This is a genomic window from Streptococcus sp. oral taxon 061 (assembly GCF_964211575.1).
Taxonomy (GTDB): Bacteria; Bacillota; Bacilli; order Lactobacillales; family Streptococcaceae; genus Streptococcus.
On the sequence record NZ_CAXOQQ010000006.1, the window covers coordinates 73,073 to 96,702 of the forward strand.

At 40.6% G+C, this 23,630-nt stretch carries 26 protein-coding genes, 2 pseudogenes and 1 riboswitch; of the genes and pseudogenes, 3 read left to right on the forward strand and 25 right to left on the reverse strand.

Annotation, left to right across the window (positions count from 1 at the left end; translation table 11 throughout):
- Positions 1-13 precede the first annotated feature (13 nt).
- The 9 genes and pseudogenes from AB8E63_RS05870 to AB8E63_RS05910 all read right to left on the reverse strand — a co-directional run.
- Complete coding sequence (locus AB8E63_RS05870; RefSeq protein WP_368910389.1) at positions 14-559, reverse strand: SP0191 family lipoprotein; 546 nt, start codon at positions 557-559, stop codon at positions 14-16.
- A gap of 10 nt (positions 560-569) precedes the next feature.
- Positions 570-2,234, reverse strand: coding sequence for a DAK2 domain-containing protein (locus tag AB8E63_RS05875; RefSeq protein ID WP_368910390.1), 1,665 nt, complete (start codon positions 2,232-2,234; stop codon positions 570-572).
- A gap of 2 nt (positions 2,235-2,236) precedes the next feature.
- Positions 2,237-2,602, reverse strand: coding sequence for an Asp23/Gls24 family envelope stress response protein (locus tag AB8E63_RS05880; protein WP_000216443.1), 366 nt, complete (start codon positions 2,600-2,602; stop codon positions 2,237-2,239).
- Between the two features lie 153 nt (positions 2,603-2,755).
- On the reverse strand, positions 2,756-2,944 hold the full coding sequence (gene rpmB / locus AB8E63_RS05885) for a 50S ribosomal protein L28 (RefSeq protein WP_001140948.1): 189 nt from the start codon (positions 2,942-2,944) through the stop codon (positions 2,756-2,758).
- Positions 2,945-3,050: 106 nt separating this feature from the next.
- The gene (locus AB8E63_RS05890; protein ID WP_368910391.1) at positions 3,051-3,725 is read right to left on the reverse strand and encodes a hypothetical protein; all 675 of its coding nucleotides are present in this window, start codon (positions 3,723-3,725) and stop codon (positions 3,051-3,053) included.
- Between the two features lie 4 nt (positions 3,726-3,729).
- On the reverse strand, positions 3,730-4,176 hold the full coding sequence (locus tag AB8E63_RS05895) for a LytTR family DNA-binding domain-containing protein (RefSeq protein WP_006155797.1): 447 nt from the start codon (positions 4,174-4,176) through the stop codon (positions 3,730-3,732).
- A 118-nt stretch (positions 4,177-4,294) separates the two neighbouring features.
- The gene (locus AB8E63_RS05900) at positions 4,295-4,798 is read right to left on the reverse strand and encodes a phosphatase PAP2 family protein (RefSeq protein WP_368910392.1); all 504 of its coding nucleotides are present in this window, start codon (positions 4,796-4,798) and stop codon (positions 4,295-4,297) included.
- Between the two features lie 112 nt (positions 4,799-4,910).
- Positions 4,911-5,060, reverse strand: a pseudogene (locus AB8E63_RS05905) (hypothetical protein); the annotation flags it as partial.
- Positions 5,053-5,238 (reverse strand): annotated as a pseudogene (locus AB8E63_RS05910) (ABC transporter ATP-binding protein); the annotation flags it as partial. The pseudogenes AB8E63_RS05905 and AB8E63_RS05910, both read right to left, overlap by 8 nt.
- Before the next feature lie 182 nt (positions 5,239-5,420).
- On the opposite strand from AB8E63_RS05910, the gene AB8E63_RS05915 reads away from it, so the two are divergent.
- Positions 5,421-6,092, forward strand: a complete 672-nt coding sequence (locus AB8E63_RS05915) for a hypothetical protein (protein WP_368910393.1) — start codon at positions 5,421-5,423, stop codon at positions 6,090-6,092.
- Positions 6,093-6,136: 44 nt separating this feature from the next.
- On the opposite strand, the gene AB8E63_RS05920 is transcribed toward AB8E63_RS05915, so the two are convergent.
- Together AB8E63_RS05920 and AB8E63_RS05925 are read right to left on the reverse strand one after the other, a co-directional pair.
- On the reverse strand, positions 6,137-6,853 hold the full coding sequence (locus AB8E63_RS05920) for a YebC/PmpR family DNA-binding transcriptional regulator (RefSeq protein WP_368910394.1): 717 nt from the start codon (positions 6,851-6,853) through the stop codon (positions 6,137-6,139).
- A 97-nt stretch (positions 6,854-6,950) separates the two neighbouring features.
- A complete protein-coding gene (locus AB8E63_RS05925) occupies positions 6,951-8,321 on the reverse strand; it encodes an MATE family efflux transporter (protein ID WP_368910395.1) in 1,371 nt (456 codons plus the stop codon).
- 108 nt (positions 8,322-8,429) lie between these two features.
- On the opposite strand from AB8E63_RS05925, the gene AB8E63_RS05930 reads away from it, so the two are divergent.
- Positions 8,430-8,984 carry a GNAT family N-acetyltransferase gene (locus AB8E63_RS05930; protein ID WP_006149229.1) on the forward strand — a complete coding sequence of 185 codons (555 nt, stop codon included), beginning with the start codon at positions 8,430-8,432 and terminating at the stop codon, positions 8,982-8,984.
- 44 nt (positions 8,985-9,028) lie between these two features.
- Here the strand turns inward: AB8E63_RS05930 and recA are convergent, their stop codons facing one another.
- The 6 genes from recA to AB8E63_RS05960 form a co-directional block, all read right to left on the reverse strand.
- Positions 9,029-10,177, reverse strand: coding sequence for a recombinase RecA (gene recA, locus AB8E63_RS05935; RefSeq protein WP_006149228.1), 1,149 nt, complete (start codon positions 10,175-10,177; stop codon positions 9,029-9,031).
- 54 nt (positions 10,178-10,231) lie between these two features.
- Positions 10,232-11,488, reverse strand: coding sequence for a competence/damage-inducible protein A (locus AB8E63_RS05940; RefSeq protein WP_368910396.1), 1,257 nt, complete (start codon positions 11,486-11,488; stop codon positions 10,232-10,234).
- A gap of 76 nt (positions 11,489-11,564) precedes the next feature.
- The gene (locus AB8E63_RS05945; protein WP_368910397.1) at positions 11,565-12,614 is read right to left on the reverse strand and encodes an LCP family protein; all 1,050 of its coding nucleotides are present in this window, start codon (positions 12,612-12,614) and stop codon (positions 11,565-11,567) included.
- A 4-nt stretch (positions 12,615-12,618) separates the two neighbouring features.
- Positions 12,619-13,140, reverse strand: coding sequence for an N-acetyltransferase family protein (locus AB8E63_RS05950; RefSeq protein WP_368910398.1), 522 nt, complete (start codon positions 13,138-13,140; stop codon positions 12,619-12,621).
- The gene (gene tsaE / locus AB8E63_RS05955) at positions 13,130-13,573 is read right to left on the reverse strand and encodes a tRNA (adenosine(37)-N6)-threonylcarbamoyltransferase complex ATPase subunit type 1 TsaE (RefSeq protein WP_368910399.1); all 444 of its coding nucleotides are present in this window, start codon (positions 13,571-13,573) and stop codon (positions 13,130-13,132) included. The genes AB8E63_RS05950 and tsaE overlap by 11 nt, the downstream gene beginning before the upstream one ends.
- Before the next feature lie 90 nt (positions 13,574-13,663).
- Complete coding sequence (locus AB8E63_RS05960; RefSeq protein ID WP_036758137.1) at positions 13,664-15,085, reverse strand: NCS2 family permease; 1,422 nt, start codon at positions 15,083-15,085, stop codon at positions 13,664-13,666.
- A gap of 196 nt (positions 15,086-15,281) precedes the next feature.
- Here AB8E63_RS05960 and AB8E63_RS05965 point away from each other — a divergent pair, with 196 nt between their 5' ends.
- Positions 15,282-16,094 (forward strand): Cof-type HAD-IIB family hydrolase, encoded by an 813-nt coding sequence (locus tag AB8E63_RS05965; RefSeq protein ID WP_036758139.1) that lies wholly within the window; start codon positions 15,282-15,284, stop codon positions 16,092-16,094.
- A 134-nt stretch (positions 16,095-16,228) separates the two neighbouring features.
- On the opposite strand, the gene AB8E63_RS05970 is transcribed toward AB8E63_RS05965, so the two are convergent.
- The 8 genes from AB8E63_RS05970 to mgtA form a co-directional block, all read right to left on the reverse strand.
- A complete protein-coding gene (locus tag AB8E63_RS05970) occupies positions 16,229-16,654 on the reverse strand; it encodes an SP_0198 family lipoprotein (protein ID WP_006152909.1) in 426 nt (141 codons plus the stop codon).
- 86 nt (positions 16,655-16,740) lie between these two features.
- Positions 16,741-17,991 carry a folylpolyglutamate synthase/dihydrofolate synthase family protein gene (locus AB8E63_RS05975; RefSeq protein WP_368910400.1) on the reverse strand — a complete coding sequence of 417 codons (1,251 nt, stop codon included), beginning with the start codon at positions 17,989-17,991 and terminating at the stop codon, positions 16,741-16,743.
- A gap of 211 nt (positions 17,992-18,202) precedes the next feature.
- Positions 18,203-18,508, reverse strand: coding sequence for a DUF1292 domain-containing protein (locus AB8E63_RS05980; protein WP_000017624.1), 306 nt, complete (start codon positions 18,506-18,508; stop codon positions 18,203-18,205).
- 15 nt (positions 18,509-18,523) lie between these two features.
- Positions 18,524-18,943 carry a Holliday junction resolvase RuvX gene (gene ruvX / locus AB8E63_RS05985; RefSeq protein WP_368910401.1) on the reverse strand — a complete coding sequence of 140 codons (420 nt, stop codon included), beginning with the start codon at positions 18,941-18,943 and terminating at the stop codon, positions 18,524-18,526.
- Between the two features lie 3 nt (positions 18,944-18,946).
- Positions 18,947-19,213, reverse strand: coding sequence for an IreB family regulatory phosphoprotein (locus AB8E63_RS05990; RefSeq protein WP_004250500.1), 267 nt, complete (start codon positions 19,211-19,213; stop codon positions 18,947-18,949).
- 97 nt (positions 19,214-19,310) lie between these two features.
- Positions 19,311-19,883 carry an SP0191 family lipoprotein gene (locus AB8E63_RS05995; RefSeq protein WP_006149217.1) on the reverse strand — a complete coding sequence of 191 codons (573 nt, stop codon included), beginning with the start codon at positions 19,881-19,883 and terminating at the stop codon, positions 19,311-19,313.
- Between the two features lie 60 nt (positions 19,884-19,943).
- Positions 19,944-20,342 (reverse strand): transcriptional regulator Spx, encoded by a 399-nt coding sequence (gene spx / locus AB8E63_RS06000; RefSeq protein ID WP_000591164.1) that lies wholly within the window; start codon positions 20,340-20,342, stop codon positions 19,944-19,946.
- Positions 20,343-20,479: 137 nt separating this feature from the next.
- Positions 20,480-23,140 (reverse strand): magnesium-translocating P-type ATPase, encoded by a 2,661-nt coding sequence (gene mgtA / locus AB8E63_RS06005; RefSeq protein ID WP_368910402.1) that lies wholly within the window; start codon positions 23,138-23,140, stop codon positions 20,480-20,482.
- A gap of 298 nt (positions 23,141-23,438) precedes the next feature.
- Positions 23,439-23,592, reverse strand: a riboswitch (M-box (ykoK) riboswitch).
- Positions 23,593-23,630: the final 38 nt, after the last annotated feature.

A 23,630-nucleotide genomic window follows, 5' to 3' on the forward strand; every position in this document is an offset into this window, starting at 1 on the left:
CCGACCTTTCTTTTTATTCTTCTTTAAATCCGTGTAATTTTAATGCAGCGATTAGTGTATTAGGCTTTTTAAAGTCTTCTATACTATCCGCAAGTGGTTTAAAGAAATATGTATTTTTTACTTTATTCAAGTCTGCTTTTTCAAGATCGAGTTCCATAACGACTCTCATCTTTTTGTCCTCGGTGATAAAATATTCTACATTAACACCAGGCTCGTCCTTGATTTCAAGATACTCTGGACTATCTTCCATAGCTTCACGGAAGATTGTTTGGAATTCTTCTGGAGTAACTCCAGCAGGAATCTCCTCATTTATTTTCCCAAGCATATCCATCTTGAAGCTTTTAACAACATCCGTATAAACAAAGGTCATGGTGACATCAAATTCATCCATTTTCCCTTTAAGAACTTTTGTTTTTTCTTCTTTTGCTTGATTGGTTGTCGTTTGACTTGTAGACGGATCACTCGCTTTACTCTTTTCACTTGAGCGGTGAGGTAACAACTTACTGCAACCTGCAAGTAGAGTTACCGAAATAAGTGTTAATCCTAAAATCTTCTTCAATATGAATCTCCTATTCCACACTGAAAAGATATGGATAAACCGGTTGTTGTCCTTGGTGAATTTCTACTTCGACATCTTCGAATTCTTCTGCAATTTCTTGAGCAATTTCATTTGCCAATTCTTCGCTTCCGTCTTCTCCAACATAGAAGGTTACGATTTCACTGTCTTCATCCAACATGTGTTTCAAAGTTTCAGTCAAGGTTTGGTGCATATCAGGATTTGATACGAGAATCTTACCATCCACCATACCAAGATTGTCATTTTCATGAATTTCTAGACCATCGATAGTCGTGTCACGAACAGCTGTTGTTACACTACCGCTGACAACGTCCCCAAGAGCCGCAGTCATGCGTTCTTGGTTTTCTTCGATAGACTTGCTTGGGTCAAATGCTAGAAGGCTAGTCAATCCTTGAGGAATTGTACGAGCTTCTACTACAACAGCTGGTTGTTCCAATACTTCAGCTGCAGATTGAGCTGCCATGAAGATGTTTTTGTTGTTTGGCAAGAAGATGATGTTACGAGCATTAACTTTCTCAACAGCCTTGACAAAGTCTTCTGTCGAAGGATTCATGGTTTGTCCACCCTCGATGACATAGTCCACACCTTGAGCACGGAAGATGTTTGCCAATCCTTGTCCAGCTACTACTGCGATAAGAGCATATTCTTTTTCTTCAGCTGGCTTGCTGATTTGAGCTTCTTTTTCTACTTGCGCTTCGTGTTGGTTACGCATGTTATCGACTTTAACCTTGACCAAGCTACCATACTTGAGACCTTCTTGCATAACAAGTCCTGGATCTTCTGTATGGACGTGAACTTTAACGATTTCGTCATCATTAACAACAAGTAGAGAATCCCCAAGTTCGTTCAAGTAGTTACGGAATTCTTCGTAGTCAAAGTCTTTAGCATAAGTTGGACCTTGTTTAAGAGCAACCATGATTTCAGTACAGTAACCAAAGGTAATGTCTTCTGTTGCCACATGTCCAGCTACAGATTTGTGGTGTTCTGCATTGATCATCTCACCCATATTGGCTGGAGTCGCTACAAAGTCTTCAGAAGCACTGTATTCACCAGTAAGAGCTGAAAGGAATCCTTCATAGATGAAGACCAAACCTTGACCACCTGAGTCCACAACGCCAACTTCCTTCAATACTGGAAGCATTTCTGGAGTTTTAGCAAGGGCTGCTTTAGCTCCTTCCAAGGCTGCACGCATAACTTCAACTGCGTCATCTGTCTGTTCTGCTTTTTTCTTAGCACCGATGGCAGCACCACGTGATACTGTCAAGATTGTCCCTTCAACAGGCTTCATAACAGCCTTGTAGGCAACCTCAACACCTGATTGGAAAGCAAGAGCTAGGTCTTTTCCTGTTAGCTCTTCTTTTGTCTTGATGGCTTGTGAGAACCCACGGAAAAGCTGAGAAGTGATAACTCCTGAGTTTCCACGCGCACCCATCAAAAGACCTTTAGCCAAGATACTTGCAGCCTCACCAACAGTTGAAGCTGGTTTGTCTGCTACTTCTTTAGCACCATTTTCGATCGTCATTCCCATGTTTGTTCCTGTATCTCCGTCTGGAACTGGGAAGACGTTCAATGAATTGACATATTCGGCTTGCTTGTTCAAACGAGTTGAAGCAGCCTGTACCATTTCTTGAAATAAGCTTGTAGTAATATTTGACACGATTATTCTCCTACAACTTTGATATTTTGAATGTAGACATTCACAGTTTGAGCAGTGATTCCAAGTTGGTTCTCTAGGCTAAAGCGAACACGTTCTTGGATGTTTTTTGAAACTTCACTGATTTTTGTACCGTAGCTCAATACAGTATATACATCAACTGCAATACTACCGTCTTCAGCTGCTTTAACGACTACACCTTTTGAATAATTTTCCTTACCAAGAAGGGCTTGGAAATTATCTTTGAGGGCATTTTTACTAGCCATACCGACTACACCAAAAATTTCAGTTGCTGCACCACCTACGACAGTAGCGATTACATCATCTGTCAGTTCGACTTGACCATCTTTTGTATTAATTTTTACAGTCATTTTTTTTACCTCAAATAGTTGATACTCTATTTTATCATATTTCAGCCCAACTGTAAAAGCAGAATGATGTATCATCGGATATTTGCTTGATTTTTCAAATGATTTCAGCTGTCGAGCAAAACAAAAAAGACCCTGTAGGTCTTTTCATGTTTATTAAACGCGTTCTACTTTTCCTGATTTCAAAGCACGAGCTGAAGCCCAAACTTTTTTAGGTTTACCATCGATAAGAACAGTAACTTTTTGAAGGTTTGGTTTTACGGCACGTTTAGTTTGGTTCATCGCGTGTGAACGGTTGTTTCCTGATACAGTCTTACGACCTGTAAAGTAACATACTTTAGCCATTGTGTTTTCCTCCTATTAGATCTAATATAGCGGATGTGCTAGCACCACATACCGTACTATGTTATCACACTTTCTTATTTTTGGCAAGGGAATTGGAAGACTTTTTTTATTTGACGTAGACAACTTCTAATTTACCAAAAGCTACCTCTCCACGGATAATCAAGGTTTTGCTGGTTGGGGCTACAGGAGCATCTGCCTTAGCTACTCCACAAGAAGTCTCCACCTTCAGGTCCACTCTCCAGTGTTGGGGCACATAGATAACTGCATTCCCTAAACTGACTTCTACCTTCAAGGTTGCACTATCACCTAACATCTCTGCATTGTCATAATAAATCTTGGCATTCCCACAGCTAACTTCAAACTGGTCTTCTACCAAGTCTTGGTCCTGTTTGTAAAAAGTTCCACTACCAAAGGAAACTTCCTTTTCTGTTAAAATGGTCTTTTTACCGTCATACCACCATTTTTTCTCGTTCCATGTTTTGTTCGAATTAGTCAACATGCCAACTCCGAGAACGATTAGCACTCCCGCCCAGAACAGTGATTGATTGGGAATCGGTAAAATGTCATAAAAGTGATTAGCAATCATGAGGGCCACTAGGGCTGTAAAAGTGGCTGAATTGAAATGACGACGAAGCAAAGCTTCAACTGATTGATAGGCAAAAAATCCAATACCAATCAAGGGCCAAATCTGCCCTCCAAATGAAGGGATTCCAAAATTCCCCTGTAATAATACTAAAGCTGCCAATACTAGCAACACAATACCAAATGCTTTCTTTTTCATGTTCTTACCTCATGTTTCTTAGATTTTCTTTTAGGAGGGATTGGTAGTGTCGTGACACGTGAACCTCCTTGTGGGTTTGATAAAAGGAAATAGTTCCTGTCCCTGAGAAGGACTTGTCCACCGAGTAGACCTGCCGAAGATTGGCAATGGTCGACTTGGATACTCGACTGAAATAGCGGGGCAGGATGGACTCTAACTCATAGAGTTTAAGTCGAACCTCGTAGGCCTCTTTCTGGGTATGGGCGTAAATCTTGCTACCTTCCGTCTCAAAGAAGAGGATTTCTGCCAAGTCTAAGTAATACTCACCCGTCCCCTTGTAAAAGATCAACCTAGGAGCCTTGGTTTCTTGCAAGAGTCGTTGCAAGTCAGCTATTTCATCTGTCAGGGCTGCAGCCTTGATGACAATCTCTGTCTCAGTTAATTCACTATCAATCTCGATTCGTAACTTCATCCTATCTCCTTTCTGCATCTACTATACCAAAGCCCATAAGACTTTACAAGGGCAAAAAAGCAAGTGGTCACTTTTGACCCGTAAGTGGTTACGAGGCCAAGCCCACTTGCTTTGCTTTTTACAAAATAAAGAAAAGAATTCCCAAGAGGAGACCACAGGCGTAGCCAACTAAAACATCCTTGGGATAATGAACGCCTCCTAAGACCCGCACAAGACCGAGAAAAGCTGATAAAACCAATAAAACCAACCCCACAGGCAGATTTGCATGCAGGCAAGCCATGGAAATGATGGTTGCCGAAAAGACATGGCGACTGGGCATTGAATTGCCAGAACTGTCCTTGTCCAGTAGCGGGATAATCCCCCATGTTTCATATGGACGCGGTTGATTGATCCACTTACGAACAAGCGTCAATAGGACAAAGCCTAAAGCTGGCACCATGATATAAGTAGCAAGTTCTTGCCCCAAGCCTTTGCTAATAAAACTTGTTCCCAACAGGGTCAAGTAGGCTAGGGGCATCAGAACTGTCATCATGCGATTAAAGACTCGCATCAATTGCAATAATTGTGGATGTCGAAGAAGACTTGATTTCCTCTTATCGTACCACTCTTGATAGTTTTTCATCTATTTTCTCGTTGTTTCTAGATTTTACACAAGAAGCCTGACAGAACGAGTCTGCTAGCATCTCCTACTCTAGTATAGTGCAGAAAAAGAAGGCCGTCAAGCCTTCTGAGATTTATTCTTCTGCTTGGTCTTCTGTAAATTGACTATTGTAGAGGTCTGCATAGAAACCACCCTGAGCCATCAGCTCATCATGATTTCCTTGCTCGATGATGTTTCCTTCTTTCATGACCAGAATCAAATCAGCATTGCGGATCATTGACAATGACTGCCACCACTACTGCCCAAATCCAGTATTCAGACTTACCAAGGATTTTACCAATGGCCCAAATAGCCATGATAGGACCACGAGTGACCACTTGGAGTCCCATGGTAAAGAGCATCTGAATCTGCGTGATATCATTAGTCGTCCGAGTCAATAGACTGGGGATTGAAAAACGTTTAAAGACCAACATCGGTTTATCCATTCTTTCTCCCTTCTAAGTAAAAATAGTTCTCATAAGAACATTTAAGTTTCAATGAGAACTATCTAAGTAGAAATTGACATCAGCTCTCATTTTATCTATAATAAACACTATCTCACACGGAGAAAATCTTAGCCTGACTAGAAATGAGAAACTTAGAAATGAAACATAAAGAAGAGAAATTTTTAGGAATCTTTGCCATCATCTTTGGAACCCTGGCCCTTCTTGGTTCCTGGCTACCAATCATTAGCATACTAGCCTTTTTCTTTGCCATTATCGCTATCGCTCTAGGAGTTTTTGGTATCGGCCTTAATCTCAAAAATCGTAAAATATTGGCTATCATCGGAACAAGCCTAGGTATTCTATCCATTTTTCTTGTCTTAATGACGCAAGTATTACCTTCTGGTGTCTTTACTGACTTGGCTAAAAACTTTCGACAGCCCTACAGAAGTCTGACCTCTTTAACAGAAAATGAGGAATTTGGAAAATTACCAGATTATAGACCAGATGAAGAGGATATCGAAGATACTGATACCTTCTCTTGGACCCAGGAACAGTTTGATTCTTTGATAGAGGGAGACACTGCAAACAGAGGAAAAGGCGGCTCCAACTACAAAGATATCATCAGCAAGCATGGACTACCAGATTCTGAAATTGAGTCAACCTCAGGTAGCTACGACATCAAGAAAATCACCTATCTATCCCTCGGTTCAAACACCAAGACAGTCGTACTCACTTTCGCAAAGCAGGAAAACGGCCAGTTTCTTCTCGTCCGTAAATTTGCCCTAGGCTTAGATAGAAAAGAGCAAACTGATGATGGAGTGAAAGTTTAACATAACAAAAAAGCGAACAGCTATTAAGCCTGTTCGCTTTTCTATTAGAAGCCATCTACATTGGTATAGATTTTTTGTACGTCTTCGTCGTCTTCGAGGACTCCGTAGAGTTTTTCAAAGGTTTCAAGGTCTTCCCCTGACAATTCCACTTCTGACTGAGGAATCATCTCAAGTTCTGTTACTTGGAATTCTTCGATACCAGATTCACGCAAAGCCACAATAGCTTTGTGAAGGTCAGTTGGAGCTGTGTAAACAGTGATTGTTCCTTCTTCTGCTTCTACATCGTCTACATCGACATCTGCTTCAAGCAAGAGTTCAAAGATAGCATCAGCGTCGTCACCAGCAAATACGATGACACCCTTGTTGTCAAAGAGGTAAGATACTGAACCTGAAGCTCCCATGTTACCACCGTTTTTACCAAAGGCAGCACGGACATTGGCAGCTGTACGGTTAACGTTTGAAGTCAAGGTATCCACGATCAACATTGAACCATTTGGCCCAAAGCCTTCGTAACGTCCTTCTGTAAAGGTTTCGTCTGTATTTCCTTTAGCCTTATCCAAAGCCTTATCAATAACGTGTTTTGGCACTTGCGCTTGTTTGGCACGATCGATAACGAATTTCAAAGCTGAGTTTGATTCTGGATCTGGATCACCTTTTTTAGCTGCTACATAGATTTCTACACCAAATTTTGCATATACTTTAGAGTTAGCTCCATCTTTAGCCGTTTTCTTGGCTACAATATTGGCCCATTTACGTCCCATTAGGAATCTCCTTTTTTCACATTTTAATCTTTCTTATTATAACACAAGTCTAGTCGATTTTCACTAGAGGAAATGGATTTTTCTTTTATAAATGAAGCTAGGATTGTCCGCCGACAGCCAAGATTTTCTTGCCTTCTTTTATCCAAGGGTGCTGATAGAGTGAGATATAAAGCTGTGCAGTCATAACAAGCCAAAGTAGCGGTTCACATAGAATCACACCTGTATAACCTGCCCAAGGAATAATCCAAGCGACGAAAACAATTTTCCCGATAAACTCGATAAAACTAGATATGAGGGGTAAGAGTTTTTGACCGAGTCCCTGCAAACTATTTCTATAAATCAATAAAAGACTCAAAAACGGATAGAAAACAGAACTAATACGTAGGTACAAGGTCCCATTTTCAATCAAGTAACCATCTGTTGAACTCGCTAAGAAAGAAACTAGGCTAGGACTTGCAAAAAATAGGAACACACAAGCAAAAGTTGCCCAAGCCATACTCAAATAGCTCCCTAGACGAAGACCTTGGACGATACGATCTGGACGTTTTGCCCCAAAATTTTGAGAGATAAAAGTTGTCATAGAAGCCGAAATTGCCGTCATTGGCAATAGGGCAAAGGCCATGATTCTACGTGCTGCCGTTTGGGCACTGATAATAACTGCTCCAAAGCCATTAACAGAGGATTGTAAGATGACACTTCCGACAGAGACGATTGAACCCATCAGCCCCATGGCTAGCCCCTGCTCCAAGAGATCGATATAGAGAACCTTATTCCATTTGAAATGCTTCAAGCTTGGAAGAAGCTCTGGAACACTCTTGCGGATATAGAAATAACAGAGAATAGCGGACAAACCTTGCGAGATGATAGTTGCTAGACCTGCAGACTGAACCCCCAACTGCAGTTGTGTAATAAAATATAAATCTAGAATGACATTAACAATGGCTGAAAAGATAAGAAAGGCAAGCGCCGCAAGGCTGTCACCAATTGATCGTAGCAATCCTGCAAAGAGATTATAGGCAAAGCTAACTCCCACGCAGCTGACAATCATAGAGATGTATTCATAAGACTGGGGGAGGATTTCTGCAGGTGTTTCGAGATATTGTAAGAGCGGATAAAGACCGAAGAATCCCATCAGCATGACAAGACCACTCAGGATTGCACCTAAAATCCAAGTCGCTGCGACAGCCTCTTTAATCTTTGTAAAATTACGAGCACCGTAAAGACGGGCAATAACAACTCCCATCCCATTTCCGACTCCGAGGGCAAATCCAATAATTAAATCAAAAATGGCTGTCGTAGCTCCGACTGCCGCCAAGGAATTTTGTCCCAAAAAACGCCCAACAATCAAAATATCAGCTGTATTGTATAGTTGCTGAAAGATATTGGACAGTAAAATCGGTAATGCAAAACTAATCAGTGAAGGAAGAATGGGACCATGAATCAAGTCCACCGTTGATTTTTTATTCATAAGGCTATTATATCAGCTTTCAAGTTGAGGAACAAGGGAGTTTCCTCGAGAAAGCGTTGCCTATATGTAAACAATCTGGTATAATCGTGACAGAAAAGGAGGGTATGTATGAGCTTAACAAGTCAGTTAATTACAGATGTATTCCCAGACCTTGAGAAAGTGGAACAATTAAACAAGGAGGCCTTCCCTGAAGAAGAACGCGTCTCTTTGGAGGAATTTTTAAGTTACCAGGATAGAGATGACGCCCACTTTTTCGCCTTTTATAACGAAGAAGAATTTGTCGGCTTCGCTTTTGCCATTTCTAATCAAAAAGCTTTCTACATTAGCTTCTTTGCCATTATGCCCCATCTCCGCAGTCATGGGTACGGGAGAGAAATCATTGAAAAACTCATTGATTTTTACCAGCGTACGATGATTCTTGAAGTGGAGCGATTAGACGAAGACTGTGACAATCTCGAACAAAGAAAATCCCGCATGGACTTTTACTTACAAAATGGCTTTAAAACTGCCAACGCCTTCTTGGAATACGAGGGAATGAGTTTCGAAATTCTCTATCGTGGCGACCACTTTGATGAAGAGGCCTATCGGAACATCTTTCAAAAATTGCAAGAAGAGAACTACTTCGACTTTCGTATCGAATACCGACGCTTTAGTGACCACTAGTCATCATGAAACAAAAAGTAGCAGTTTTACTGCTACTTTTCTTTTTATTCTTCAATTTCGATTTCAAGAGCGTCGCCCAAATCAAGTGTTACTTCTTGGTTAGAATCTGCATCAGCTGCTGCACTTGCTTTAGAACCTTCTTCCTCTTCAATTAAACCATATTGAACACGAACTTGGTGGTCAATTTCATCAAAGATTTCTGGGTGATCTGCCAAGTATTTCTTAGCATTCTCAGAACCTTGTCCGATTTTTTCACCCTTGTATGAGTACCAAGCACCTGCTTTTTGGATAATATCCAAATCACTAGCAATCTTCAAGAGTTCACCAGTTCTAGAAATCCCTTCACCATACATGATTTCAACAAGAGCTTCTTTGAACGGTGGAGCCACCTTGTTTTTCACAACTTTAATCTTAGTTTCTTTACCAACGTTCGTATCTTTTTGATCACCAGTTCCCTTGATTTGTGTACTTCCACGCACATCCAAACGAACTGAAGCATAGAATTTAAGGGCGCGTCCACCAGGAGTTGTTTCTGGATTACCAAACATAACCCCTACTTTTTCACGCAACTGGTTGATGAAGATAGCAATTGTCTTTGTCTTGTTGATAGAAGCACCGAGTTTACGCATAGCTTGGCTCATCATACGAGCTTGAAGACCAACGTGGCTATCTCCGATATCTCCATCGATTTCCGCACGAGGTACAAGAGCTGCAACTGAGTCAATAACCACAAGGTCAACCGCACCTGAATCGATCAATTTCCCAGCAATTTCAAGACCTTGCTCACCTGAGTCTGGTTGTGACAAGAGCAATTCGTCAATGTTAACCCCAAGAGCTGCTGCATAGGCTGGATCAAGAGCGTGTTCCGCATCGATAAAGGCTGCAATTCCACCTTCTTTTTGTGCTTGCGCTACAGCGTGAAGGGCTACTGTTGTCTTACCTGATGACTCTGGACCGTAGATTTCGATGATACGCCCCTTTGGATAACCACCTGAACCGAGTGCAATATCAAGTGCCAAAGAGCCTGAACTCATCACTTGCACTTTTTGTTCTGCTCGCTCACCCAAGCGCATGATTGAACCCTTACCGAAGTCTTTTTCAATCAATTTAAGGGCATCATTCAAAGCTTTTTCACGATCAGCTCCAAATTTTTTCCCAATTTCATCTAATTTTTTTGTTGGTTTTTTCGCCATTTTGTTCTCCTATATTTTAATGATTCTAAGAACCTTCTTCTATTATATCAAAAGTCAGTCACTTAATAAAGCTTTGCGAACTAAGTTAAAAGCATGCATGACTGCAATTTTACGAACGTCTGCTCGGCTTCTTCCAGCTATATTGACCTGAACAACTTCTGTGCCTGATGCTTGAGACAAACCGATAAAAACTGTACCAGCAGGATGGCCTTCTAGACTATCCGGACCAGCCACTCCTGTCAAGCTAACCCCAATGTCTGATTGAGTTTTAAACCGTGCCTGATCTGCCATTTTTTCCGCCGTAAAGGCTGAAACAACTCCATGTTTTTCCAACTCTACTTGTGGAATATCTAACATCTTAGCCTTTTCTTCCAGACTATAAGTGACAAAACCACCTTTAAAGATAGCTGACACTCCCGAAAAGTCTGCCAAAGTTGCTTGAAAAAGCCCGGCTGTCAAACTTTCCGCAGCCGTTATGGTTTTATGCTGCTTTTTCAACTCCTCAACAACTACACTAGCTAGACTCGCTTCCTCACCATAACCATAGCAAATATCCTTTAAAGCAACACCTTCAAAAGTCTGGCGGGCAAGAATTTGAACCTCAAGACGATCCAAAGATTTTCTAGCCTCGCCCTCACTGCGAGCCTTTGTAGACAAGCGCAGAGTCACTTCTCCCGTTTTTGCATAGGGTGCCAAGGTTGGATCTGTCTGCTCTTCAATCAAATCCGACAGAATCGTTACTAACTGACTCTCGCCAATGCCAAAGAAACGTAGCACACGTGAGTACAACTTAGCTCCAGTTGTCAATATCGGAAGCAATTCATTTAAAACCATAGGTTTCAGTTCACTTGGCGGACCTGGTAGGACGACATAGGTCACGCCAGCCACCTCGATCATGCCTCCGACTGCTAGTCCTGTTTCATTAGGCAGCGGGATTGAACCCTCAACGATTTGAGCTTGGCGTTCATTATTTGGAGTTCGGGCATAGTCCGGTCGATGAGCAAAAAAGTCATCTAGTTTAGCCTGTGCTTGAGCATCAAAAGTTAAATCACGCCCTAGAAAATGGGCCAAGGTTTGTTTGGTCAAATCATCCTCTGTCGGTCCCAATCCTCCTGTTAGGATAACCAGATTGCTACGATTCTTAGCAATTTCCAACAAGGATAAGAGACGAGATTCATTATCTCCTACAGCCGTTTGGAAGTAGATATCAACACCGATTTCAGCCAATTTTTCAGACAAAAACTGAGCATTGGTATTGACAATTTGACCTGTTAGAATCTCTGTTCCAACAGCTATGATTTCCGCTTTCATTTTTTCCTCCTACCTATCTATTCGGATTTCTTTGAAAAAATCGCAGGAAAATTCCCACGATTTTAGTTTTCATGTCTTATTGTTCTTGTTGGCCTTGTTGTTCTTGATCTGCAACAGAACCTGTTATTTGTGGCAGACGACCATAAATATTTTCATACAAGACTACATTTGTCTCCAATTCGGTAACTTCTGGCTTATCCAATGAACGACGTAAGAGATTTTGCATTTCTAACATATGATCAGATGTCACGATTTGGTAAGATGTCTCATCAATCATTGCATCCTCTCCACGCAATTGCTGAGACTCAATATTCTTAAAGGAATCTTGGTAGCCCATCAGCTGAGGAATCGTTGTTGTTGTAATCTCGATATTTGTCTGCATGTTATCGCTAAGAGCCTTCAAAATTTCTTGGTAGTGACTAACACTATTCAAACTAAGAATTTTTTCAACAATCTTTTGAATGACTTCGCGCTGACGTTTCTGACGACCGTAGTCTCCCTCTGGATCCTGATAGCGCATGCGTGAATATACTAGCGCCTCGTCACCATTTAGGGTTTGTTCCCCAACACCGATAGAAATCGTGTTAAATGGTTCCTGGTCTTGGATAGAGATTGGGAAACCTAGAGTGTTGTTTACTGTGATACCTCCGACAGCATCAACCATTCTTTGAAGGCCGTGCATATTGACCATCACATAGCGGTCGATATGGATATTCATCATTTTTTGAATGGTCGAAATGGCAAGCTCTGCCCCACCATCAGCATAGGCAGCGTTGAGTTTAGCTTCTCTAACACTACCATCTGGTTGTTGGATTTGTGTCAGAATATCACGTTCCAAACTCATCATAACGACTTTCTTGGTTTTAGGATTCACTGTTACCAAAATCATTGAATCACTATTTCCTGCCCATGGGTCTGTACGTTCAACATTCCCCGTATCTACCCCCATCAATAGGATTGTCAATGGTTCAGTTGCCTCGATAACCTTGGTTTCTTCTCCGATTTGTTTATAAGTTTTGGCTAAAGTCTGTGTACTTTGTTGGTAGATAGTATAGGCATAAGCTCCCACACCAAGCACTGTCACAAGAACAAAGCCTAAAAACATTCCGATTATTTTTTTTGCCATACATTTATTCGTCTATCAGTCGACCCATCAGGTAAACATCAAGAAACTCTCCTCCTTCTATACAAGCGCCGCGTTCCTGCTGGCCTTCAATGATAAAGCCCAGCTTTTTATATAGATGAACAGCTGCCAGATTTCGTTTTTGAACTGTCAATTGTAAGCGTCGAATACTTCCGCTCGACTGGGCCCACTCAATAGCTTCTTCCATCAAGATACTACCGAGACCATTTCCCCAATAGGCTTTTTTGATACCTAAAAAGATATCCCCAATATGCCGAACTCGCGGACGTTGATCAGCCGTTATATTGATCACTCCTGCCAATTCTTCATTCAAATAAGCTAGTAAAGTAATCTGATTATCCGACTGGGCCTGCTTGTTAATAAAACGCTGCATCTCAGATTCACTCATTGCAATTCCATTTTCATCCAGACTGGTAAAACTAGATTCATGACCAATCTGATCCAAAAGTGCAATAAGTTTTGTAGCATCCTCAACTTCTGCTTCACGAATTAATAAATCATACTCCATTCGTAAGCCTCTTCAAAAGTTCTGTCGCTCGTTGACCATGAGCATGAAAGACAACTTCACGGCCCTCACCATCTTTAAGGATTTCTAATTCCAGATAGTCGGCTGGAAGAGCCTCACCTAATAGGTGCCCCCATTCAATAACTGTCACACCCGAACCAAACAGAAATTCATCCAAATCGATCGAATCTGCATCCCCTTCGATGCGATAAACATCCAAGTGATACAGGGGTAGACGTCCTTCATACTCTCGAACGATAGTATAAGTAGGACTCTTAATCATTTGATGAATCCCTAAGCCTTTAGCCAGACCTTTTGTTAGTGTTGTTTTCCCAGCACCTAATTCACCAGTCAAAATCAATACATCATTTTTTTCAAGTAGACTACCCAACTCTTTTCCAAGAGCGATTAGTTCATCTTCATTTTTTATGTGCATGTTATCATTATACCAAAAAGTTTTCTTTTGCGACATTTCTAGTAATAAAAAAGGAGGATATTCCTCCTTCTTTTTTTAAAGTTTTTGTCTTTAGTTAAGTGCCATGCTGATGTAGTTCAAGATGAATAGAGCATCTAAAATCCAAATCATGACATGCACTTCCTTAACTTGACCTTTAACAATCTTCGCTAAAGTGTAAGTTAGGAAACCAACGGCAATCCCTTGTGTAATGGAGTAACTGAATCCCATAAAGATAGATGTGAAGAAGGCTGGAATAGCTTCTGACATATCATCCCAAGGAATGTTTTTCAAGTTAGAGAGCATCATAATTCCGACGATAATCAAAATTGGTGCTGTCGCAGCTGAAGGCACAATGGCAAGAAGTGGGCTAAAGAAGCTTGATAGAGCAAAACAGATAGCAACAACTAAGGCTGTCAATCCAGTACGTCCACCAGCACCGATCCCTGCTGCTGACTCAATATAAGTTGTAACGTTTGAAGTACCTGCAATGGCACCAACTGATGTCGCCACCAAGTCAGAATATAGAGCCTTATCCAATTTAGCTGATTCATTGTTCTCACCACTTGATGCGATGATCCCAACTTTTTCACCTGTACCGATAAGAGTACCAATTGTATCAAAAATATCAGTCAATGAGAAGGCAAGAATGGCCATCAAGGTTTCAGGTAAACGTGAAGTATTTGAAATCAGAGAACCCAAACCTTCTGAACCAAGGGCTGCACCAAATAAAGTTCCTAAGTCGTTAACTGCTGCTGAAAGATTGTTGCTAGCAAAATCGATTCCTGACAAATTAACAAGACCAACCGCAATCGCAAGGACTGTAGTTGTCAAAATAGAAAGAATGATCCCACCTTTAATACCTTTGACAACAAAGAAGATTGTAATGGCAAGACCTGCAATAGCTACCAATACTGCTGGAGTATTGAAATCTACCAATCCTGGAACAGCTGCTGCATTTGCAGTAATCGCTGCTTGAGCCTTATCTGCTCCTTCACCTGCTACTGTATAAGTACCTGGGTCAATTGAGAATTTCAAGAGACCAGCATTCTTAATACCAACATAGGCAAGGAAAACACCAATACCAGCTGAAATTGCTGAACGAAGAGTTGCAGGAATAGACTCAATGATCATTTTACGAACATTGGTTAATGTGATAATCAGTGAAATAATCCCACAGATGAAGACCATACCAAGAGCTTCTTTCCAAGTATAGCCCATTCCGAATACAACCGTAAATGTAAAGAAAGCATTAAGTCCCATACCTGGAGCTTGTGCGTATGGCAAGTTAGCATAGAAAGCCATCATCAAAGTTCCTACTACAGAACCGATGATTGTTGCCAAGAATACACCCTGAACAGGCATTCCTGTTTGCGAAAGCATTTGAGGGTTTACAAAGAGAATATAACTCATTGCAAAGAAAGTTGTTAAACCAGCAAGCACCTCTGTACGAACATCTGTCCCGTGCTCTTTTAGTTTAAATAATTTGTCCATTTTTAATCTCCTTTGTCATTTTACGAACAATATGTCTATTATATCATTAATCATTCACATTTTCAAGCTATTTTTCTTATTTTTAAAAATTCTTAGAGGATATAATTCTTCTTATTTTTGCTTATAGTCAGCTTTTCTTTCAGCTTTTTGATATAATAGGAAACATCTTATCTGAAACTAAATTCGGGAGGATTTTATGACTAAAAAAATGATTGCCGTGGACTTAGACGGTACCTTACTTAATGGAGAAAGCAAACTCTCTGACTTTACAAAAGAAACCATTAAAAAAATTTCTAAGAAAGGCCACCATGTGGTTATCGCAACCGGTCGCCCATATCGTATGGCCAAAGATTTTTATGACCAACTTGAACTTGAGACTCCTATGATTAACTTCAACGGTTCGCTCACTCACCTACCTGGTAGGGCTTGGAAACATGAAAAATGTCTTACTGTGGACAAAAAATATCTCTTGGATATCGTAAAACGAAAAGAGGATATCGAGGCAGACTTTATCGCAGGTGAATACCGTAAAAAGTTTTACATTACATCCCCAGACAAGGAAATTGCAGATCCTAAATTGTTTGGTGTTGAAAACTTTCGCCCTGAAAATCAATTCAAGTCTGACTTAGTGACTAAGGGGCCTAACTGTATTTTATTACAAACTAGGGCAGACGATAAATATGCACTAGCAGAAGAGATGACTAGCTTTTACAAGCATCAGCTTAATATCAATACTTGGGGCGGTCCCTTGAACATTCTTGAATGTACTACAAAAGGTGTTCACAAGGCCTTTGCCCTTGAATACCTCCTCAATGTCATGAATATAGACAGACAGAACCTGATTGCCTTTGGTGACGAACACAATGACCAAGAAATGCTCTCCTTTGCAGGTAGAGGATATGCCATGAAAAATGCTAATCCCGCTCTACTTTCTTTCGCAGACGAGCAATTACCACTAACCAACGAAGAAGACGGAGTCGCTCACTTTTTACAAGAGCAGTTCCTTTAATAAAAACTATCCCTCCATACTTTTTTGGTAGAAAATAGCTACCTTAATCGTATGGATTTTTTATGCCCAAAATCGATTAAAGAAAAAAGGACCCGAATCCGTGTTAACGAGATTCAAATCCTTACAAAAGATGTCTATTTTTTTAGAACGATACGATCAGAAATTTCGCGATCCATATCATCAATGATCATTTGATTGCCATCAACTACATAAACCTTGATATCATCTCCAATAAAGACTCTCTGACTTTCTGGTTCGAAGGTGACCTTTTTAATTTCCTGATCGCCATCAGGTTCTACTTCTGTCCATGTTCCAGTATTACCAGTAACTACGAGAGTAATGCTATCTCCCTCATCTTGCCCTTTATAGGTCCCATCAATGTTAGTTACTGAGCTAGCAGTCGAACTAGAAACAGTCGTTTCTGCTGACTGAGCAGTCGTTACTTCCGTACTAGTACTTGCTTGAGTTGAAGGAGTTACCTGCTCTTTTGGCGAACATGCAACTAAGAGACTAAGACTTGCCAAAGAAGCAAGAGAAAGTGTGAATTTTTTTAGTGACATAATGTCTCCTTTCTTTTAGTGGCTTAAAATCAGAATAACCCTGCCGAGCCACCACACCTTTACTATAACAAATGAAGATAGGAGGGTCAATCAAATGACTTTTGTTTCATAAGACAAGCGCGAACCTCAGATATAAAGTAGAGAGATCCTGTCACAAATAGCAGGTCTTTCTCTCCTGCAGAAGCTTCAAAAGTATCTATAAATTCTTGATAGGAACTAACTATTCTATAACCACTCAAGTCTTGCTCGCCTAAGGAGCCCTGATAGTCAAAACTCGTAACATAGAGATCCGCGTCAGGTAAATGCTCTGTTAAATAAGCAAGCATCCCACTATAATCTTTCCGCTTTAGGGCACCAAATAGGATGTGAGGCTGATACCCTTGCTGGATCTTTTCTTGGATAAACTCAACTAAACGCTCTAGAGCCGGTAAATTGTGAGCCCCATCTAGATAGATGTGCTCAGTGACAGCTTCTAGCCTTCCAGCCCATTTAGTAGCTTGCAAGGCAGCACGTACTGCTTCTTGATCTACTTTCTCGTTTCTTTGTACCATAAATAGTAGAAAAGCCTGCAAGGCAAGAGCTGCATTTTCCTCCTGATATACTCCCTCCAGTCCCAATATTAGGTGGTTAAAGTCAGCTAGAGAGGAAGAAAAGTTCCCATTTCGGAAAGAAAAATCTTTATTAGCTTGGTAGAGACTTACACCCAAATCAGTGGCAGTTTTTTGACAAACGAGTTGGGCTTCCGGTGCTAGATTTGCAATCACAGCTGATTTCCCAGGCTTAAAAATTCCTGCTTTCTGCTCTGTAATTACTGTTAAACTATCGCCCAAGGTCTCCTGGTGATCGAGGCCGATTGATGTGATGATTGCAATTTCTCCTGTCACCACATTAGTGGTATCAAGAAGTCCACCTATCCCAACTTCCAGTAGGACCAAATCTACTTTTTGCTCTTTAAAATAAAGCAAAGCAATCAAGGTCAGCAACTCAAAAAAAGATAGCTGATCGTGGGTTTCTAAAAGTCTTTGCTCCATTGCTTTGACTTGATCTGCTAAACGAATAAAATCTTCGTCCGATATAGGCTCACCATTAATACAGATACGGTCATGGATGCTGACAATGTGGGGCGAAGTAAAGGTGCCAACCGTTTTCCCATGGGCAACAAAAAGCTCCCTCATAAAAGAAATAGTTGACCCCTTGCCATTTGTCCCTGTCACATGGATAATTGGATAGGTTTGCTCAGGATTCCCCAGCAAATCTACCGCTCTTTGCATCCGTCCCAATCCTGATCTAAAATTCAAACCAATCCGACTATGAAGCCATTTTTCTACTTCAATCATGCTTATCTCCTTAACAAAAAAGCGAAGATTCTCTTCGCTTTTTACTCATTTTGCTAGATACTAGCTAAATTTTATTTTTAGCGTCAGGCTAAAAACGTCCACTGGACCGACTTGCGATCTTCATTTCTATCACAGGGCTAAAAACGTTCCCCGAACTTACCAGTTCTCTCTTATTTTAAGGAACTGGGCTGATACAGTCTCCCAGACTGTATCACTCCTCCATAAAGCTGTTGAAGACTTCTTCAATCATGTTCCATTCATCTTCTGAATCTTCAGGGATTGGTTGCAATTCACCTTCAGTTCCATCTTCATTTTCGATGAATGAGTATGCTTGGATTTCAACTTCACCGTTTTCATCTTCTTCTGCATTAACTGGTACAAGAAGAACATAGTTTTTACCAAATTCTTCTTTTCCGTCAATAGTCAAAAGGATTTCAAATAAAGTTTCGTTTCCTTGCTCATCTACAAGTGTAATAAGTTCACGTTCTTCGTGATCGTGGTTGTGATCGTGTGACATAGTTTCTCCTCTGTCTTAAAATTTTCTATCTAAATAATTTTGCAAAATCAATTGAGCTGCTAATTTATCAATAACTTTTTTACGCTTATTGCGACTAATGTCTGCTTGCTCAATCAACATGCGCTCAGCAGCAACCGTGGTTAGGCGCTCATCCTGGTACTCCACTGGCAAACCAAAGAGAGCTTCCAGTTTTGCTCCATAGGCTTGACTCGCTTCCACCCGAGGTCCACTGGTATTGTTCATATTTTTAGGTAAACCAACAACAAAGCGCTCTACCTTATAGGTGTCAACCAATTCCTTGAGTCGTTCAAAGCCGAACTCTCCTTGATCTTCATTGATTTGGATGATTTCGAGCCCTTGTGCTGTAAACCCTAACGGATCGCTAATCGCTACTCCTACTGTTTTGGAACCAACGTCCAACCCCATAATTCTCATTGGTTATAGATCGACTCCTTGTCCCTTAAGGTAGTAGCGGACCAATTCTTCAACAATCTCATCGCGTTCGTATTTACGGATTTGATTTCTTGCGTTATTGTAACGAGGAACGTAAGCTGGGTCTCCACTGAGAACATAGCCCACAATTTGGTTAATAGGGTTATACCCCTTCTCATTCAATGAAGCATAGACTTCTGTCAATGTTTCACTAATTTCTTTTTTATTGGAATCATCCAATTTAAAACGTACGGTTTCTTCAGTAAATCCCATTCTAACACCCTCTTTCCTTAGAATAGTACTATTATAGCACATTCACAACCATTCTACAAATGACACAGCCTGATTTTGCTGATTTTCTGTGACTTCCTTACTGGACAGTCGCGCCACTTGCAACTCGATTTTCAATATATTCTTCTGGTTCGTTTTTTAGTAGATTTTCTAATCCCACATTTTTTAAATATTCGCTTTCGCTTGCCTTTTTAACGTCTAGAACTTGAAAATCATAACTTGTTTTTGTTTCAATCTCGGTTTCACTTAAAAGATTGGTTTCAATGTTAAATCCAGGAATTTTACGTGCTTCTTGGACCGATTCATCCTTGTCTTCTCCTTCTTTCAAGGCCTTTTTTGCTTCCTCTAATCCATGCTCTGCAATAAAGTTCTTGAGGTCTTCTGAAACTTGTCGTTTTTGCTGAATCGTTAAGGTCAAGAACTGTTTGCCCTTATAGGTAATGGTCTGGGTTTGTTGAACCCCATTTTCGTCAGCAGGTAGAACAAGCGTCTTGGTTACAACTGTATTGTTATTGGCATTTTCTAGAACTGGCAAAGTTGATTGAAGAGCTTCTGTCGTTGTATCTTTAGAAGGTTCCGCAGACTCTTTTTTCTGTCCACAGCCAGCTAGCAAAAATAGGAGCGCAACTGTACCGATAACTATCTTCTTCATATTTATTTTTCCTTATTTATCTATCAAATAAGGCTAGGAGTCACTCCCAGCCTTTATGTTTTATAGTGCTGCACGTAAACGTGCTTCTGCATTTTCTACATTGCGGACAGAGCGTGGCAAGAAAGCACGAATGTCATCTTCTTTATAGCCAACTTGTAAACGTTTCTCGTCAACAAGAATTGGACTTTTTAGGATGCGTGGTGTTTCCATGATTAAATTAAGCACTTCATTGACACTCAAATCTTCGATATCAACTCCAAGAGCTTTAGCGTAGCGATTCTTTGATGATACAATGCTCGCAATTCCATTGTCTGTTTTTGTTAGAATATCTAATAATTCTTCTCTAGAAATCCCCTCTTTACCGAGGTTTTGTTCTTTATAACTTAACTGGTGGGCATTGAGCCAGGTCTTAGCTTTTTTACAGCTAGTACAACTTGAGACTGTATAAATTTTGATCATGTACCTACCCCTTTCGCTACATGTTACTATCAGTTTATTCTATTATACCATAAAAAACATCCGACTTGCGACCTATTTTTAAAAAAAAATTTAACTTTTTCCCCAGTTTTCTATCTTTTTTCTTGACAAAAACCGAACTATAACCATTCTTTATACTTCTTAATGTAAAATTTCTTAATAACTGTAACGCTAAACATATACAAGAAAATAATACAGGTTAGGAACAAGAAATAAGGAAGCCCTAAGGGTGCTAGACGAAGGATATTTACTAGCGGTCCATAAGGTAGACTTGTTACGAAAAAGGCTGCAACCAAGGTTGTCAAGATCACAAGCCAAGCTGGTCTGCTTTGTACAAAAGGAACTTTTGCCGTACGAAGCATATGGATAACCATAGTTTGAGACCACATAGATTCAATGAACCATCCTGTTTGGAATAAGATAATAAACTGAAGGGCAGATTCAGAACCATGAACATAATGATAGCCTGTCACCAAAGGAACAATAATAAAGTAGAGGAAAATAAAGGTCAAAATGTCAAAGATAGATGAGATTGGACCCATCCAAACCATAAATCGCGTAATGGATTTTGCTTCCCATGTATGGGGTTGTTTTAGGAAGTCTTGATCCACGTTATCAAACGGCAATGCCACACAAGATAAATCGTAGACTAGGTTTAGGACAATGAGATGAACAGGAGCCATTGGTAAAAATGGCAAGAAGATACTTGCAACCAATAGTGAGAAGATATTCCCAAAGTTTGAACTAACTGTCATCTTAATATATTTGGTCATGTTGGCGTAGACCTTGCGGCCCTCAACGATACCTGTTTCAAGAACCATGAGGTCCTTGTCCAGCAAAATAACATCAGCTGTTTCCTTTGCGATATCTACTGCTGTATCAACGGAAATTCCAACATCTGCCACCTTCATAGATGGGGCATCATTAATACCGTCACCCATATAACCAACACCGTGACCATTTTTCTTCAATTGTAGAATAATTCGAGCTTTTTGGTCAGGAGACAATTTGGCAAAGACTGTTACACTTTCAACCGCTTCTGCCAATTCTTGGTCTGTCATTTGATCAATGTCAGCACCTAAGAGCATATGTTCAACGTCCAATCCAACCTTTTCACAGATAGCTTGGGTTACTTTTTCGTTATCTCCAGTTAAAATTTTTGTTCTGACACCATGCTCAAGTAAAGCTTGGATAGCGGGTGCTGCAGATGGTTTTGGTGGATCCAAGAAGGCAAGGTAACCCGTAAGGATCATGTCACTTTCATCAGTCACAGCATAGGCATAGTCTTCACGTAGACCTGACTTGTAACCAACACCTAATACACGCAAACCTTGACGGTTTAATTGACCAACTTCCGCCAACACTTCTTGACGAATGTCTTCAGTAAGAGGGATGACTTCTCCACGATATTCCACATGTGTCGAAATGGTCAACATTTCTTCCAAGGCGCCTTTGGTTACCATACTAACAACATTGCTATCATCTTTGACGATAACACTCATGCGTCTGCGCTCAAAGTCAAATGGAAGCTCGTCGATTTTTTGGAAACTGGTATCGAGATTTTGTAGGATAGCGTGTTCCTTGGCTTCTTTTTCAGTTCTACTGATGATGGCACGGTCCATCAAGTTTTTCAAACCTGTTTGAAAATGTGAGTTTAGATAAGCCCTTCTTAAAACCGCCATATCCAAATCACCATGGATATCCAAAGGGTATTCTAAGACAATCTCATCTTGCGTTAGAGTTCCAGTTTTATCCGTACATAGGATATCGATTGCTCCTAAGTCCTGAATAGCATTGAGTTTTTTGATGACTACCTTTTCCTTGGCCATGATAATGGAACCTTTTGCTAAGCTGGCTGTAATAATCATCGGAAGCATTTCTGGTGTAAGACCGACACCGACGCTCAAGGCAAATACTCCAGCCTCTAGCCAGTCTCCATCGGTCAATCCATTTGCGAAAAACACGATTGGAACCATGACAAGCATCAAGCGGATCAATAGCCAGGAAATGCTGTTCATTTCACGTTCAAAAGAAGTTGGCTCATCATAAGTGTTGAGAGTTTGCTCGATGGCTCCCATCATGGTGTCATCACCAACCGCTAGAACCATAGCCGTAGCACTTCCTGAGATAACGTTTGTCCCCATGAATGCCAAAGATTCTGCTTCTAAGAGGCTATCTACATTTTGACCAGTGGCTTTATTTAAAGCTAGCTTTTCAACTGCATCACTTTCTCCAGTCAAACCTGACTGTTGAACGAAAAAGTCGCGTGATTCAAATAAGATGACATCTGCTGGAATCATATCTCCAGCGCTCAATTTCACGAGGTCTCCCACAACCAACTCATCGATTGGCAACTCTTGTTCAAGACCATCGCGAATAACAGTTGCAGTGTTGACAATCATTTTTGAAAGATTGGTTGTCGCCTTGTCGCTCCGCAACTCTTGGACAAAACGGATGCCTCCTGAAATCAAAACCAAGACAACGATAATAATAGAGGTCGTAGGGTCCTCTTGGCCAGGTTTGGCAAGCCAAACGTTTGTAACGAGAGAAATAAAGGCAATCACAAGCAAAATGATTGTGAAAGGATTGATAATAGACTCATAAATCTTTTTAAAGATGGAATCCTCTTGACCTTTTGTGATGGTGTTTTCACCATATAGGTCACGGTTTTCTTCGACTTGTTCTTGGTCTAGGCCTTTTAGACTTGTATGATAAAAAGCTAGACTATCTTTTAATGGAGTTTGAATAGCTACTGCTAGTCTTTCTTTTGTAGTTTTCATTGGTTTCTCCTATCTGTATGAATGGTGATTTCATACTCAATGAAAATCAAAGAGCAAACTAGGAAACTAGCCACAGGCTGTACTTGAGTACGGCAAGGCGACGTTGACGTGGTTTGAATTTGATTTTCGAAGAGTATCATACACAGAGACCAATCACTTTATAGGGACAGAACGACACAAATCAGCGATTGGCTGTGTATGTGCGGTTCTGGATGATCGTCAATTTGCATCGTTTGTCTCCTTTCTTTGTTTTAAAACAGCAGAAAATCCTGCCATAAAATGGCAGGACTAAAAAACTTATGATCTGTTTTCGTTCAAGCTTTAACTCCATAGGGCGATGTAATGAGCTTAGTCTTGACCTTCGCGACCAGGACTGTTGACCAACGAGTAGTGTCTCCACTGCTTTGCGGTAGTCATCCGTATCCCTATGGTAGCCTCACCTACCGTTTTCGCCTTTCAGTATAAACCTTTAACTAATAAAAGTCAACGA